We start from the raw sequence: 15,555 nt of genomic DNA, 5'->3' as shown, positions 1-15,555 counted from the left end.
TCACCTCGTATAACCTTGTTTTTGACCCTTTTTACACTTTCATTTTATTTTTTTAATCGTATTTGAAGTTTGCTTGAAATCGACTAAAACCCCTATGGCGCTAGCGATAAAGCGTTTTAAGAGTTGAACAATGTCCGTAAATCAGAACGACGCATAAGTTTTTTTTGGCATAAACGTTATGAAAAAATCGTCTTAACGGAGCGTCAAAAACTTCTTAACCCTGTTGTTACAATTCTGATACGGTTTTAGCAGTGTTTTTCGCCAATTTATTGGCGACGATGACACTTCATTGAGTTATAGGGAGAAGTACATGCGCGTTTTAAACCCCCTCTGCAGCGCAATTTTGTTAGCAATGACCTGTGCAAATGCTCAAGCCATGTCAATCACCGAGGCGATACAAAGCACTATCCAATATCACCCGGAGATTCACTCCAATTCGAACAATCGACTGGCCGCAAATGAAGACGTCAAAATTGCCAAGGGCGGGTACCTGCCGACTGTGGATTTAGTTGCCGGGTACGGCCGTGAGGGCACCGACAGCCCCACCAGCCGAGCGCTGACCGGTAACAACGGTAGAGAGACGCTCAACTACACCCAGTCTGAGCTGCGGTTGCGGCAAATGCTGTTCGATGGGTTCAATACACCCAACGAAGTTCAACGCACCCAGTCGGTGGTTAACTCCCGTGCCTATTACGTTCAAGGCGTATCGGAAGATGTCGCGTTGCGCGCCATCGAGGTGTACCTCGATGTGCTGAAGCGGCGAGAACTGTTGACCCTTGCCAAGAACAACCTTCAAGCGCACCTGCGTATCAATGATCAGATCGGCTTACGCAGCACCCGGGGTGTAGGCACCAATGCCGACCTCGACCAATCCAAAGCCCGTCGCGCCTTGGCAGAAGATAACTTCTATACCGCGCAGGTAGACCTGGCTGATGCAGAGGCGAACTTCTTCAGTGCCGTGGGCCGTATGCCCGACGAACTGGAGACCCCGCCGACCATCAAAGGCCAAGTGCCGGTCAACTTGGTGGATGCCCAGCACTCGATGCTGGAAAACAACCCGTACTTGAAGTCAGCCCAAGCCGACGTGCAATCAGCAGAAAGCCAATACGAAGTCGCCAAATCACCGTTCTACCCGCGTTTCGATGCCGAGCTGGCAACCGGCGCCAACGAAAACTTGCAAGGCGAACCCGGCTACGACAATGAATGGCGCGCAGCGGTGGTGATGAATTACAACCTGTTCAACGGTAGCCGTGACAAGGCCCGCTTGCAGGGCGACGCATACCGCATCAATCAGTCCATGGACATTCGCGACAACGCCCTGCGCACGCTGAACGAAAACCTGTCGCTGGCCTGGCATGCCATGAATAACGCCCACGTCCAGACCCCCATCGCCCGGGAATATGCTGAAACCACGACCAAGGTTCGCGCGGCGTATCAGGATCAGTTCGGCCTCGGCCAGCGGACCCTGCTCGACTTGCTGGACAGTGAAAACGAACTGTTCAATGCCGCCCGCCGCTACACCGAGGTGCGTTACACCGAGGAGTACTCCATGTATCGCGTGCTAGCGACCACTGGCGATTTGTTGCGTCAATTGCGCGTGGTGTTACCCGCCGAAGCCGTGGCGCTCTCGGACGTCAAAAGCGAAGCCCATTTGCCCGAACTGAAATGACGGTTGTCGTCCGGAGTAGCCTAATTTGACCACCATGGAAAACGTGTCAGTTGACCCCCGGTTGAGCTTCGATGACCCCTTGCTTGATGGTCTATTGATTCTCTGCAAACTGCATGACTGCACTGTGAGTCGGGCCAGCCTGAGTGCTGGCCTGCCACTGAAGCAGCAGCGGTTGACCCTTGATCTGCTGCCTCGGGCTGCCGCTCGCGCGGGTTTGCAAGCGCGCCTGTTGCGACGGGAACTCAATGACCTGTCGGCTTTGAGCCTGCCGGTGCTGTTAGTGCTGAAAAATAACCGCTGCGCCATCCTCAGGCGGTGGTCCGACGACGGGCAGGCGCTGATTCTGCCCAGCGAAGCCGAGGGCGGCGAGCAGTGGGTTAGCCGCGAAGAACTGCTGGAAAATTACGGCGGCCAAGCCTTGTTCGCCCGCCCGCGCCACGAACTCGAAGACTTGCGCTCGCCGCTGGTGCCTCGGGTTGAAGCCTGGTTTCGCGACACCCTGAAACTCTCGCGTTGGCTATACAGCGATGCGATTCTCGCCAGCCTGTGCATAAACGTACTCGGGTTAATGGTGCCGTTGTTCGTCATGCAAACCTATGACCGAGTCGTGCCCAATCAAGCCACCTCAACCCTGTGGGTGTTATCAATCGGGCTGTTGGTCGGTACGGTATTCGAGCTGATCCTGCGGTTGGTTCGCGCGCATCTGCTGGATCAAGCCGGCAAGAAAACCGACGTTATCCTCTCGGCGACCCTGTTTGAACGCATTACCGGGATGGCGATGAAGGCCAGACCGGCAACCATCGGCGGCTTCGCGCAAAGCATTCATGACTTTCAGGGCCTGCGGGAATTTCTCACGGCAGTCACCCTGACCAGCTTGATCGACTTGCCGTTCGCCGTGCTAATGCTCGGCGTGATCGGCCTGCTCGGCGGTTGGCTGGTGGTGATTCCCATGGTGGCGTTTCCAATCACCATCATCTTCGCCCTGGTGATCCAGGCGCGACTGCGCGACACCGTGCAGCGAAGTTTATCCTTGGGCGCCGAACGCCAAGCACTGCTGATCGAAACCCTCGGCGGTCTGGAAACCCTCAAGGCCTGCAGCGCCGAAAGTGAGCGCCAACACAAATGGGAAACCACCCACGGTGCCCTCACCCGCCTCGACAGCCATGCTCGCAACCTCTCGGCGCTGGCCACTAACGGCACGCTGTTCATCCAGCAGTTTTGCGGCATGGCGACCATTGTTGCCGGGGTGTACAGCATCATCGCCGGTAATTTGAGCGTCGGTGCGCTGGTCGCTACCTACATGCTCGGCAGCCGGGTGCTGGCGCCGCTCGGGCAAATCGCCGGGTTGATTACGCGCTACCAGCAAGCGCAACTGACCATGAAAAGCACCGACGCGCTGATGGCCCTTCCGCAAGAGCGCGACGCTAAGCAAAGACCTTTGGAACGCACCCAACTTAAAGGCGCGCTGGAGGTACATCACGTTACCTTCCGCTATAACGGTCAAAGCACCCCGGCGCTGCACGCGGTCAACTTTTCGGTAAAACCCGGCGAGCGAATCGGCATCATCGGCCGCAGCGGCTCGGGCAAAAGCACCTTGGCGCGACTGGTCATGGGCTTCTACGCCCCGGAAGAAGGCCAGCTATTGCTCGACGGTCTGGACCTGCGTCAATTGGACGTGGCAGATCTGCGCCAACAAATCGGTTACGTGGCCCATGACTTGCCGCTGCTTGCCGGCAGCCTGCGCGATAACCTGACCTTGGGCGCGCGCTACGTCAGCGATGCGCGAATGCTTGAAGTGGCGGAAATGACCGGCGTCAGTGAACTGGCCCGGCAACACCCGCAGGGCTTTGATCGGCCGGTGGGCGAACGCGGGCAACTGCTCTCCGGCGGACAACGCCAAGCGGTATTGATGGCCCGGGCGTTACTGCTGGACCCACCGATCTTGTTGCTCGACGAACCCACCAGCGCCATGGACAACAGCAGCGAAGAGGACTTGCGTCAGCGCCTGCATGGCTGGATGCAAGGCAAAACCTTATTACTGGTCACCCACCGCACCTCAATGCTCAGTCTGGTGGATCGGTTAGTGGTATTGGACAACGGCAAAGTCGTCGCCGATGGCCCAAAAGACATCGTCATCGAAGCACTACGCAAGGGCCGCGTCGGCTCGGCAGCGGTCTAGGAAGCCCCTCATATGTCAGCAACGACCGGCCAACGCGGCTACTTTCATTTCGGCAAATCCGCCGACACCGAATTCATGCCTGAAGTGGCCGGGGTTGCCGCCCAGGACTCGCCTCGAGGCTCACGCTTGACCGTCTGGATTGCCGCGTCGTTGATCATCGCGGCCTTGGTTTGGGCCAAGTTCGCGGTGCTCGAAGAAGTCACCATGGGCGAGGGCAAAGCGATTCCGTCGAGCAAAGTGCAGGTCATTCAGAACCTGGAAGGCGGGATCGTCACCGAGATTTTTGTCCATGAAGGGCAAATGGTGAACAAGGGCGACACCCTGCTGCGCCTCGACGACACGCGTTTTCTGTCAAACAAAGGCGAAAGCGAAGCCGACCGATACGCCCTTATCGCCCAGGTTGAGCGTTTGTCGGCGGAAGCCGAGGGCCGGCCGTTCAAGCTGTCGGACGAGGTGATAAAAAAAGCCCCACAGGTCGCCGCCGATGAGCAGTCCTTGTATGACTCCCGGCAGCGGCGCCTGAGCAGCGAACAACGCACGCTGAACCAGCAACTGCTGCAAAAGACCCAAGAACTGGCCGAGTTTCGCTCCAAACAGGAGCAATTCCGCAATAGCCTGAGCCTGCTTCAGCAAGAGATGAACATGTCGGCACCGCTGGTGAACACCGGCGCCGTATCACCGGTGGAAATTCTCCGGTTGAAACGCAATGCCGTCGAAGCGCGGGGTTCCATGGACGCCACTACCTTGGCGATTCCTAGGGCTGAAGCAGCCATCAACGAGATCAAAAGCAAGGTCCAGGAATCGGAACTCGTGTTCCGTTCCGACGCCTCGAAAGACCTCAATCAAAAACGCACCGACCTGTCGAAACTCACGGCCACCAGCATCGCCATCGACGACCGAGTCAGCCGCACCACGGTGGTCTCACCGGTACACGGCATCATCAAGGTGATGAAGGTCAACACCATCGGCGGCGTGGTTCAGCCTGGCAGCGACATGGTGGAAGTCGTGCCGCTGGAAGACAACCTGCTGATCGAAGCCAAAGTCCGCCCGCAAGACGTGGCGTTCCTGCACCCGGGACAACCGGCGATGGTCAAATTCAGCGCCTACGACTACACCATCTATGGCGGCCTGAAAGCCAAACTGGAACTGATCGGCGCCGACACCATCACCGACGACAAGGGCAACAGCTTCTATTTAATCCAAGTCCGCACCGACAAAAACCACCTGGGCTCCGACGCCAAACCGCTGCTGATCATCCCCGGCATGGTCGCCACCGTGGACATCATCACCGGCGAAAAAAGCGTCATGGACTATCTGCTCAAGCCGGTGCTGAAAGCGCATACCGAGGCGATGAGGGAGCGGTAGACGCTCAGACAAGTCAAATCTCTGAAGGAGCAGATCTGCGCGGGCGACACTCCAAGGAGAGTCAGGCAGATCGAGTAATGGAATTGGCAGGCAAGCCTGCTCCCACAGAATGTGTGTCATTCACAACGAGGGCGATCACGTCATTCGCTTCCCCATAAATGGGCACCAATTCATATCGGGAAAAGGCCATACCGTTTTACTTCACCGCCTCAAACAACCCCGTAGCACCCATCCCGCCGCCGACGCACATGGTGACGATGCCGTAGCGCAGGTTGCGGCGTTGCAGTTCGCGGACCAGGTGGCCGACTTGGCGTGAGCCGGTCATGCCGAAGGGGTGGCCGATGGAGATGGAGCCGCCGCTGAGGTTGTACTTTTCGTTGTCGATGCCCAACCGGTCACGGGCGTATAAACACTGTGAGGCGAAGGCTTCGTTGAGTTCCCAGAGGTCGATGTCAGCGACTTGCAGGCCCTTGGCTTTCAGCAGTTTGGGCACCGAGTACACCGGGCCGATGCCCATTTCATCCGGGTTGCATCCGGCCACGGTGAAACCACGGAAAAACGCCCGGGGTTTCAAACCCAGTTCCAGCGCTTTATCCAGGCTCATGATCAGCGTCATTGACGCGCCGTCGGACAATTGCGACGAGTTTCCCGCTGTCACCGAACCGTCTTCGGCAAACACCGGTTTCAGACTGGCCAGGCTCTCCAGCGTGGTGTCAGGGCGGTTGCAGTCGTCACGATCAACGATGCCTTCCACCAAACTGATCGCACCCGTGGCTTTATCCTCCACGCGGTAGGTCACCTTCATCGGTACGATTTCGTCATCAAACAGCCCAGCCGTCTGAGCCGCCGCCGTTCGTTGCTGGCTCTGCAAGGCGTAAAGGTCCTGCTGCTCGCGGCTGACGTGGTAACGCCGCGCCACGATTTCAGCGGTTTGACCCATGGGAAAATAAATGCCGGGCACCTGCTCTTTCAGCAGCGGGTTGATCAGGTTGTCCATATTGACGCTTTTCATCGTCAAGCTGATGGACTCAACCCCGCCCGCGACGATGACGTCGCTGCATCCGGAAGCAATCTGGTTAGCCGCGATAGCGATCGCCTGCAAGCCCGACGAGCAATAACGGTTGAGGGTCATGCCGGGCACGTTAATCCCCAGCTTCGACAGCACCGCCACGTTACGCCCGATGTTGTAACCCTGAGCGCCTTCGTTGGAGCCCGCACCAACGATGCAATCTTCTACCAGCGCGGGGTCCAAACCGTTACGCGTCAACAGCGCGTTGACGCAATGCGCCGCCATGTCATCGGGACGGGTCTGGTTGAACTTGCCGCGAAACGACTTGGCCAGGCCAGTCCGCACGCTGTCGACAATCACCACTTCACGCATGGCACATCTCCGTTCTTATTGGGGGCGAGGAAGGTTGCTAAAACTCCCTTGAGCATAAGTCCAGGTCACTGCACTGCGCGATGATCATTCATTGGCTGTATGGAAAATCATCGGATCACTTGGATTTGTTGTCCTTGGCGAATGCCGCTTCCAGTGCTTCGTTAATGGTGCGCAACACCTTGACCCGCGCCCAGTGCTTGTCGTTGGCTTCAACCAAGGTCCACGGGGCAATTTCGGTGCTGGTGCGGTCAACCATGTCATTCACTGCCGCGCGGTATTGCGGCCATTTTTTACGGTTGCGCCAATCGTCGTCGGTGATTTTGAAGCGTTTGAACGGAATTTTCTCCCGTGCTTCGAAGCGCTCCAGCTGGGTTTTTTCATCGATGGCCAACCAGAACTTCACCACCACGACGCCGGCCTCGGTCAATTGCTCTTCGAAGTCATTGATCTCGCTATAGGCACGCATCCAGTCCGCTGGGCTGCAGAATCCCTCGACCCGCTCAACCAGCACTCGGCCATACCAGGAACGGTCGAACACGGTGAATTTGCCCCGCGCCGGGACCTGCCGCCAAAAGCGCCACAAATAGGGCTGCGCACGTTCGTCTTCGGTGGGTGCAGCAATTGGGATAATCGCGTACTGACGTGGGTCCAACGCCGCTGCGACACGCCGAATAGCCCCGCCTTTACCCGCCGCGTCGTTGCCTTCAAACACCGCCACCAGCGCGTGTTTGCGCATACGTTTGTCACGCATGTTGCCCGAGAACCGCGCTTGCTCGGTGATCAGTTGCTCTTCGTAGTCGTCCTTGTCCAAGTGCAGAGTCATGTCGAGGCTGGTTAACAGGCTCAGCTCGTTGACGGTGGGCGCTTGCGGCTCCAAAGGCGTCGGCACCGACTTGGCTTTGCCATTGGCCAACGCGGCCTGCATGCCTTGGAGCAATAACCGTCCAGTGGTCAAGCTGCGGTAATGCGGGTCTAAGCCTTCGATCACGTACCAAGGCGCGTAATCTCGGCTGGACCGGCGCAGTACGCGCTCACCGTAACGCACGAACTTGTCGTAGGTTTTCGATTGCTGCCAATCCAGCGGGCTGATGCGCCAGCTGTGCAACGGGTCATCCTCAAGCGCCTTAAGCCGAGCTTTCATCTGTTTCTTGGACAGGTGAAACCAGAACTTGAAGATCAGCGCACCTTCATCGACCAGCATTTTTTCCAGACGCTCGGCGCTGTTGATCGCTTGATCAAGTTTGGCGTCCTTGAACGTACCGTGGACCCGGCCCTGAATCATCTGGCTGTACCAGTTGCCGAAAAAAATCCCCATGCGGCCTTTGGCTGGCAATTGCCGCCAATAACGCCAAGCCGGCGGATGGGCCAATTCCTCATCCGTCTGCTGATCGAATGTACGCACCTCGATCAACCGTGGGTCCATCCATTCGCTGAGCAGTTTGATTGTCTCGCCCTTGCCCGCGCCTTCAACGCCGTTGATCAACACGATCACCGGGAAACGCGCCTGCTGTTGAAGCTCGTACTGCACGTCAAGCAATGCTTCGCGCAGCGCGGGCACTTCGGCGTCGTAAGTTTCTTTGTCGATGGCGTGACCGATTTCGGCGGATTCGAACATGCACACATTCCTCTTTCAAGATCGCCCAAGACTAACGGATAGCGTGAATCAATGTCCGGTTAAGACAGCCAATCCTTGCGATGGGTCAACGGAAGGGCGATTTCATTCGCGACGCCCTCCCCATACCTTGGCCGCCACAGTGATTACGTTAATATGTCGCGCTTCTGAACTCTGTCGAGCCCGCCATGACCCTCACCCGCAATGCCCAGATCGAATGGGATGAACAGGGCAACCCCCACTCGCCGGCGTTTTCGGATGTCTATTTCTCGACGCAATCGGGCCTCAATGAAACCCGCCACGTCTTTCTAAAGCAGAACAACCTGGCGCAGCGCTTCACGGCGTTAACGGCAGGCGCACGGCTGGTCATTGGTGAAACCGGCTTTGGTACAGGGCTGAATTTTCTGTGTGCCTGGCAGCTGTTTGCCCAGTGCGCCCCGGCCGAAGCTCGGTTGCATTTCGTCAGCGTTGAAAAGTTTCCGCTGACCCACAGCGACCTGCAACGCGCCCTCCGCTTGTGGCCGGAACTGACTGTCTTTGCCGATCAACTCCTGACGCAGTACGTGGCCGTGCACGAAGGCTTTCAGCGGTTTGTGTTCGATGGCGGGCGAGTGACCCTGACCCTGTTGATCGGTGAGGTGCTGGAGATGCTGCCGCAACTGGACGGGCAGATCGACGCGTGGTTCCTCGACGGCTTCGCCCCGGCAAAAAACCCGGACATGTGGACCCCGGAACTGTTCGCCGAACTGGCGCGACTGGCAGCCCCTGATTCAACCATCAGCACCTTTACCAGCACCGGTTGGGTGCGTCGGGCGTTGAACGCCGCCGGGTTCAAGATGAAACGCACACCGGGGATCGGCCACAAGTGGGAAGTGCTGCGCGGGACATTTGTCGGCTGGCCGGACGATGCGATTAAACCGCTGGCGGCCAAGCCTTGGTTCGCCCGTCCTGCGCCCTTCACTGGCCCACGTAAAGCGCTGGTGATTGGCGCAGGCCTGGCAGGATGCGCGACCGCCGCCAGCCTCGCGGCACGGGGTTGGCAGGTGAGTTTGCTGGAGCGTCACAACGACGTCGCCCAGGAAGCCTCGGGCAATCCACAGGGCGTGCTGTATTTGAAATTGTCCGCCCATGGCACCGCGCTGTCGCAGCTGATCGTCAGTGGTTTCGGCCATACACGGCGGCTGTTGGAGCGCCTGCAACGCGGCCTCGACTGGGACGCTTGCGGCGTGTTGCAACTGGGGTTCAATGACAAGGAAGCCGAGCGTCAGGCACAGTTGGCCGAGGCCTTCCCTGCCGACTTGTTGCAACTGCTGGACTTGCCGACGGCCCAGGCAAAAGCCGGTATCACCCTGGCCTGCGGCGGTTTGTTTTTCCCCGAAGGTGGCTGGGTCAACCCGCCATCGCTGTGCCGACTCCAAGCGTTGCACCCGAACATCCAATTGCTGACCCACCACGATGTGCTGGAACTGCGCCGTGATGGCGAACGTTGGCAAGCGTGGGCCGGCGAGCAAATGCTGGAACAGGCACCGGTGGTGGTGTTGGCCGGGGCCGCTGAGGTCAAGCGCTTTCCAGCCAGCGCCGAGCTGCCGCTCAAACGCATTCGCGGACAAATCACCCGACTGACTGAAACCCCGGCCAGTGCGGCGCTGAGTACCGTGGTCTGCGCTGAAGGCTACATCGCACCGGGCCGCTCTGGCGAACACACGCTGGGCGCCAGTTTCAACTTCAAGAGCAATGACCTGACGCCCACCACCGCCGACCATTTGGACAACCTGCAACTGCTGCAAGAAATATCTGTCGACCTGGTGAAACGCCTCGGCGCCGATACCTTAGCCCCCGAGGACTTGCTCGGCTTCGCCGGTTTCCGCTGCACCAGCCCGGACTACTTGCCCATCGTCGGGCCGCTGGCGGACAAAGACGCGTTCGTCGAGGCCTACGCCGTGCTGGGCAAAGACGCCCGCCAAGTACCGGATACCCAATCCCCGTGGCTTGACGGTTTGTACGTCAACAGCGGCCATGGTTCTCGGGGATTGATCACCGCCCCCTTGTCCGGCGAACTGCTCGCCGCCTGGCTGGACAACGAACCGCTGCCACTGCCCCGCAGCGTCGCCGAAGCCTGTCACCCGAATCGTTTTGCGTTGCGAGGGTTGATACGGGGTAAGGCGTGAGGCGGTTGTTTTTGGCGCTGCGCGATTGACGCCTACAGATGGCCTCCCGCCCGCAGGTCGCCTGTGAATTGAATATCAAACGTCGGCAAGTGGCCCTTTCGCAGGCAAGCCTGCTCCCACAGTACCGCAGACAAACATAGAGACTGTGGCTTGCCGACGAAAGCGGCGAATCAGACGCCACCAAGTCGCGTTTTCACCAAAATCAATGCCACTAAACCCCACACCAGCTATCCTCTCCCCACCCCAATTGCCCAGGCGAACCTCCATGCTGCAAGTGCAAGCCGTGTTCAAAAGTTACGCCACACCGCAAGGTCCATTGGCGGTGTTGCAGGGGGTGGATTTGAATCTTGAACACGGCAGCAGCCTCGCATTGATGGGCGAATCAGGCAGCGGTAAAAGCACCTTGTTGCACTTGGTCGCTGGGCTGGACAACGTTGATCGCGGCGTCATCCGTATCGGCGGGCATCGGCTGGACCAGATGAACGAAACCCAACTTGCCCACTGGCGACGCACCGAAATCGGCCTGGTATTTCAACAATTCAACCTGATCAGCAGCCTCAAGGTTGAAGACAACCTGGCCTTTCAAGCTCGCCTGGCCGGTCGATTCGATCCCATCTGGCAAGCGCAACTGATCGAGCGCCTGGGGCTCGGCGATTTACTCAAACGCTACCCGGAACAACTTTCGGGCGGTCAACAACAACGCGTCGCCCTGGGGCGCGCCCTCGCCTCGCGTCCCGGTTTGTTGTTGGCCGATGAACCCACCGGCAACCTGGACGAAGCCACCAGCGACGAAGTCCTTCAGTTGCTCCTCGATTTGCTCCGGGACAGCCCCACCAGCCTCCTGATGGTGACCCATAGTCCGCGTATCGCCGCTCGCCTGGCGAACAAAGTGGTGCTGCATGCCGGGCGCTTGGCCGCTGCAGGCGAACGCTAACGTGCAGGTTTTTTATTGGACATTGCGTGCACTGCTGAGCCATTGGCGCAGGCACCCAGTGCAGTTTTTCAGCGTGCTCACCGGGCTATGGCTGGCGACCAGTTTGCTGACGGGGGTGCAAGCGCTGAACAGTCAGGCGCGGGAAAGTTATGCACGTGCCAGCCAATTGATCGGCGGCGAACCTCAGGCCAGCCTCAGCGCACCCAATGGCGCTACCTTTCCTCAAGCGCTGTTCATCAGCCTACGCCGTGCGGGTTGGCCGGTGTCACCGGTATTGCAGGCGCGGGTGACGCTCAAAGGTCATGAAGACCAACGCCTGCAATTGATGGGCATCGAGCCGCTGTCGCTGCCCGACGGTGCAGCGGTGGCGGGCAAAGACTTAGACATCGCGCAGATGGTCGGATTTTTCAGCGCGCCGGGCAGCACCTGGATCGCGCCGCAGACCTTACTGGCATTGGGTTTTCACGAAGGTGACACGCCGCTGACCGACAGCGGCCGCACCTTGCCACCGCTGCACAGTCAGACCGACATGGCGCCCGGTTTGTTGTTGGTCGACATCGGCTTCGCGCAACACCTGCTAGACGCGCCGCAACAGCTTTCCCGGCTTCTATTGCCCAAGGCATTCGCCGACAACAAACCGGTGTTACCGGCCAATCTGATGGGTCAGTTGATCCTTAAAACCAGTGGCGAAGAAAATAACCTGGAGCGCCTCACCGAAAGCTTTCACCTGAACCTCGATGCCTTGGGGTTCCTATCGTTCGTGGTGGGGTTGTTCATCGTCCACGCTGCTATCGGTTTGGCCCTTGAACAACGCCGGGGCCTGTTGCGAACCCTGCGGGCGTGCGGGGTCAGCGCCCGGTTGTTGATCATCAGCCTGGCTGTCGAACTGGGTTGCCTAGCCGTGCTCGGCGGGATTGCCGGGGTCATCAGCGGCTATGTGCTGGCCAGTGTCTTGTTGCCCGATGTCGCCGCCAGCCTGCGGGGCTTGTACGGCGCCGAAGTGGCGGGGCAGTTGAGTTTGAGCCCGTGGTGGTGGGCCAGCGGAGTCGGTTTAAGCCTGCTAGGCGCGCTGCTGGCCGGGGTCAACAGTTTGTTGCGCGCCGCCCGCATGCCGTTGTTGGCGTTGGCCAATGCACAAGCCTGGCACCAGGCGCACAGCCGTTGGCTGCGTCGACAAGCCTGGGTCGCAGGGTTGGCGATGCTGGTGGCGTTGATTGCGTTACTTTTTGGCGACAGTTTGACCAGCGGTTTTGTACTGATGGGCACCTTATTGCTCGGCGCCGCGCTTGGGCTGCCGGTATTGCTCAACGCCCTGCTCAATCGGCTACTGGGGCGAAGCCGTTCGGTTCTCGGTCAATGGTTTCTCGCCGATTGCCGCCAACAGTTACCCGCCTTGAGCCTGGCGTTGATGGCGCTGTTGCTGGCGTTGGCGGCCAATATCGGCGCGGGCAGCATGACCTCTGGTTTCCGCCAGACCTTTACCAACTGGCTGGAGCAACGCCTGACCGCCGAGTTGTACCTCAACCCGCAAAACCCGGCCCAGGCACGGGACATGCAGACCTGGCTTGGCAGCCAACCGTCAGTCACTGCGGTGCTGCCCAACTGGCAAGTTTCGATTCAGTTGCAGGGCTGGCCAGCAGACCTGTTCGGGGTCATCGACCACCCCACCTATCGCCAACACTGGCCGCTGCTGCAATCGGCAGCGGGCGATCCTTGGGATCAACTGGCTCAGGACGACACCGTGATGCTCAGCGAACAACTGGCGCGACGGTTGAAAGTCGAGGTCGGTGATCAACTCACGGTTCCCACACCTCAAGGCCACTGGACGCCCCGCGTCGTCGCGATCTACGCCGACTACGGTAATCCCAAGGGCCATTTGCTGGTCAACGCTCAACACCTGCTGCGCTATTGGCCGCACCTGTCGCCCAACCGATTCAATCTGCGCATCGCCCCGGCCTCGGTGCCGGCGCTGGTGCATGACCTTCAGTCGCGGTTTGCGCTGGAAGACAATCGCATCGTCGACCAAAGCCAACTCAAGGGTTGGTCAACCCAAGTCTTTGAACGCACCTTCGCCGCCACTGCCGCGCTCAACAGCCTGACGTTGGGCGTGGCCGGCGTGGCGCTGTTTATTAGTTTGCTGACCCAAAGCCAAAGTCGTCTTGGCCAGCTTGCACCGCTGTGGGCGCTGGGCGTAACCCGACGTCAACTGATGCTGCTCAACCTCGGGCAAACCTGGCTGCTGGCGGTGCTGACACTGGTACTTGCACTGCCGCTGGGGTTGCTGTTGGCAGGGTGCCTGGACGCGGTGATCAATGTGCAAGCCTTTGGCTGGCGGCTGCCGTTGCAGATATTCCCCGCGCAACTGCTGCAACTGATGGCGTTGGCGTTGTTGGCCACGCTGCTGGCCTCGGCTTGGCCCCTGATCAAGTTGTATCGCAGCCGCCCAGCGGATTTGCTGAGGACCTTCGCCAATGAAGATTAACTGGCTGCTGCTGGCGATGAGCGTCCTGTTATTGAGCGCCTGCGATGACGACAAGGCACCGGCCACCGGTTTTGCCGGGCTGGGCAACGACGCGGCGGCGTTTGCTCAAGTGGTTCCTGGCAAAGTCTTCAGCTTTCCTCAGGACCACGGCCCGCATGATGGTTTCCGCATCGAGTGGTGGTACGTCACCGCCAACCTCAAGGATGACCAAGGCCACGATTTCGGCGTGCAATGGACGCTGTTTCGCAGTGCGCTAAAAGCCGGGCCTGAACAACAAGGCTGGGGCGATCAAACCCTCTGGATGGGCCACGCCGCCGTCACCTCGGCCACTCAGCATTTCGCCGCCGAGCGCTACGCCCGAGGCGGGGTTGGGCAAGCCGGGGTCAGCGGCGCGCCATTCAAGGCATGGATCGACGATTGGACATTCGACAGCCAATCGACCGGCGACAACCCGCTGACCGACATGCAACTGCACGCTCGAGGGCCGTCGTTCAGCTATCAATTGCACCTCACTTCGACCCAGCCCCTGGTCCTGCAAGGGGCGCAGGGATTTAGTCAAAAATCCGAACAAGGCCAAGCATCGTATTACTACAGCCAGCCGTTTTTTCAGGCGTCGGGCAGCCTCGACATCGACGGTAAAACCTACCACGTCAGCGGTCCCGCCTGGCTCGATCGGGAATGGAGCAGCCAACCATTGACTGCCAATCAAACCGGCTGGGACTGGTTTTCCGTGCACCTGGAAAGCGGCGCGCAAATAATGCTGTACCGCATGCGCCAGAAGAGCGGCGAGCCGTACGTGACTGGCACCTGGATCGACGCCGACGGCAAGACCCAATTGCTAAACGGCTCGCAGATCCAACTCACCCCGATGTCCACCAGCGACATCGCAGACCATGAAATGCCCACCCGCTGGTCAGTCAAAATCCCCGGCAAACAGCTGGATATCGTCACCGCCGCGCTAAACCCAAAAGCCTGGATGGACCTGCGAATTCCCTACTGGGAAGGCCCGGTAACCGTAACCGGCAATCAAAAAGGCATCGGATACCTGGAGATGACAGGGTATTGAGTCACCACCCCCTGTAGGAGGGTCCGCCACGTCTTCGACGCCGCGCTGTCTCGCAGCAAACTGGGCGGTACTTTGTATGGCTTGAGGTTGCAGTGTGTCAGGTCGGAAGCCTTCCCGAATAAATTCGGTCCCACAGATTCTGGCGCTGCACAGATTTCTGTAGGAGCTGTCGAAGGCTGCGATAGGTCCGAAGAATCACCAGTGAATTGAATATCAAATTACGGAAAGAGGCCCCGTGAAACCATGCGGCCGAACGCAGGCGTTGCGCAGGGGGTGACGAGGCAAGGATGCCGAGTAAGCCGTGCGCGGCCAGGGATGGCCGCTCACGGCGACCCCCGGAGCGACGCCGGAGCGAGGGAAGACCGAGCCTAAGCGAGGTTCCGCATGGTGGGGCAAGCGTTTTGGGTTACCTTTTTGGCGTTTGAAAAAGGTGACTCGCTGTAAAAGCGAAACCCTACTTTCAGCAACCACAAATGCCGGATATACACACAAAACACAGCGCCAACCCACTGTTTTAAAAGATAAAAAAGCAGTTTGATAAGAGCCAACTTGTTGGCGAGGCGTCTGACGGTTGTGTCAGGAATAGCGCATCGCGAACAAGTTCGCTCCTACAGTTGTAAAACTGTCTTATTCCCGATCGATCTAAAACATTCGCAAACCTCACGGGTCAGTTTCTGGTGTAGGCGACGCATCGTCTGC

At 58.9% G+C, this 15,555-nt stretch carries 9 protein-coding genes; 7 read left to right on the top strand and 2 right to left on the bottom strand.

All coding sequences use genetic code 11. The annotated features are described in order from the left end of the window. The first annotated feature begins 310 nt into the window (after positions 1-310). The 3 genes from RHM59_RS00290 to RHM59_RS00280 are packed head-to-tail and all read left to right on the top strand — an operon-like array spanning position 311 to position 5,213. On the top strand, positions 311-1,669 hold the full coding sequence (locus RHM59_RS00290) for a TolC family outer membrane protein (RefSeq protein ID WP_322168267.1): 1,359 nt from the start codon (positions 311-313) through the stop codon (positions 1,667-1,669). Positions 1,670-1,703: 34 nt separating this feature from the next. Beyond that, positions 1,704-3,848 (top strand): type I secretion system permease/ATPase, encoded by a 2,145-nt coding sequence (locus RHM59_RS00285; protein WP_416195111.1) that lies wholly within the window; start codon positions 1,704-1,706, stop codon positions 3,846-3,848. Positions 3,849-3,860: 12 nt separating this feature from the next. Further along, the gene (locus RHM59_RS00280) at positions 3,861-5,213 is read left to right on the top strand and encodes an HlyD family type I secretion periplasmic adaptor subunit (RefSeq protein ID WP_322168265.1); all 1,353 of its coding nucleotides are present in this window, start codon (positions 3,861-3,863) and stop codon (positions 5,211-5,213) included. A gap of 196 nt (positions 5,214-5,409) precedes the next feature. On the opposite strand, the gene RHM59_RS00275 is transcribed toward RHM59_RS00280, so the two are convergent. Beyond that, the gene (locus RHM59_RS00275; protein ID WP_322168264.1) at positions 5,410-6,594 is read right to left on the bottom strand and encodes a thiolase family protein; all 1,185 of its coding nucleotides are present in this window, start codon (positions 6,592-6,594) and stop codon (positions 5,410-5,412) included. Between the two features lie 115 nt (positions 6,595-6,709). Further along, on the bottom strand, positions 6,710-8,209 hold the full coding sequence (pap, locus tag RHM59_RS00270; RefSeq protein ID WP_322168263.1) for a polyphosphate:AMP phosphotransferase: 1,500 nt from the start codon (positions 8,207-8,209) through the stop codon (positions 6,710-6,712). Between the two features lie 185 nt (positions 8,210-8,394). Here pap and mnmC point away from each other — a divergent pair, with 185 nt between their 5' ends. The 4 genes from mnmC to RHM59_RS00250 all read left to right on the top strand — a co-directional run bounded on the left by mnmC (position 8,395) and on the right by RHM59_RS00250 (position 14,856). Continuing rightward, positions 8,395-10,374 carry a bifunctional tRNA (5-methylaminomethyl-2-thiouridine)(34)-methyltransferase MnmD/FAD-dependent 5-carboxymethylaminomethyl-2-thiouridine(34) oxidoreductase MnmC gene (gene mnmC, locus RHM59_RS00265; protein WP_322285704.1) on the top strand — a complete coding sequence of 660 codons (1,980 nt, stop codon included), beginning with the start codon at positions 8,395-8,397 and terminating at the stop codon, positions 10,372-10,374. A 265-nt stretch (positions 10,375-10,639) separates the two neighbouring features. Continuing rightward, positions 10,640-11,308, top strand: a complete 669-nt coding sequence (locus RHM59_RS00260) for an ABC transporter ATP-binding protein (protein WP_322285703.1) — start codon at positions 10,640-10,642, stop codon at positions 11,306-11,308. Position 11,309: 1 nt separating this feature from the next. Continuing rightward, positions 11,310-13,790, top strand: a complete 2,481-nt coding sequence (locus RHM59_RS00255; protein ID WP_322286755.1) for an ABC transporter permease — start codon at positions 11,310-11,312, stop codon at positions 13,788-13,790. Beyond that, positions 13,780-14,856: a lipocalin-like domain-containing protein gene (locus tag RHM59_RS00250; protein ID WP_322285702.1), complete on the top strand. Its 1,077-nt coding sequence runs from the start codon at positions 13,780-13,782 to the stop codon at positions 14,854-14,856. The genes RHM59_RS00255 and RHM59_RS00250 overlap by 11 nt, the downstream gene beginning before the upstream one ends. Positions 14,857-15,555: the final 699 nt, after the last annotated feature.

The organism is Pseudomonas sp. MH10, assembly GCF_034353045.1.
Taxonomy (GTDB): Bacteria; Pseudomonadota; Gammaproteobacteria; order Pseudomonadales; family Pseudomonadaceae; genus Aquipseudomonas.
This window is presented reverse-complemented; position numbering and strand designations above follow the sequence as displayed.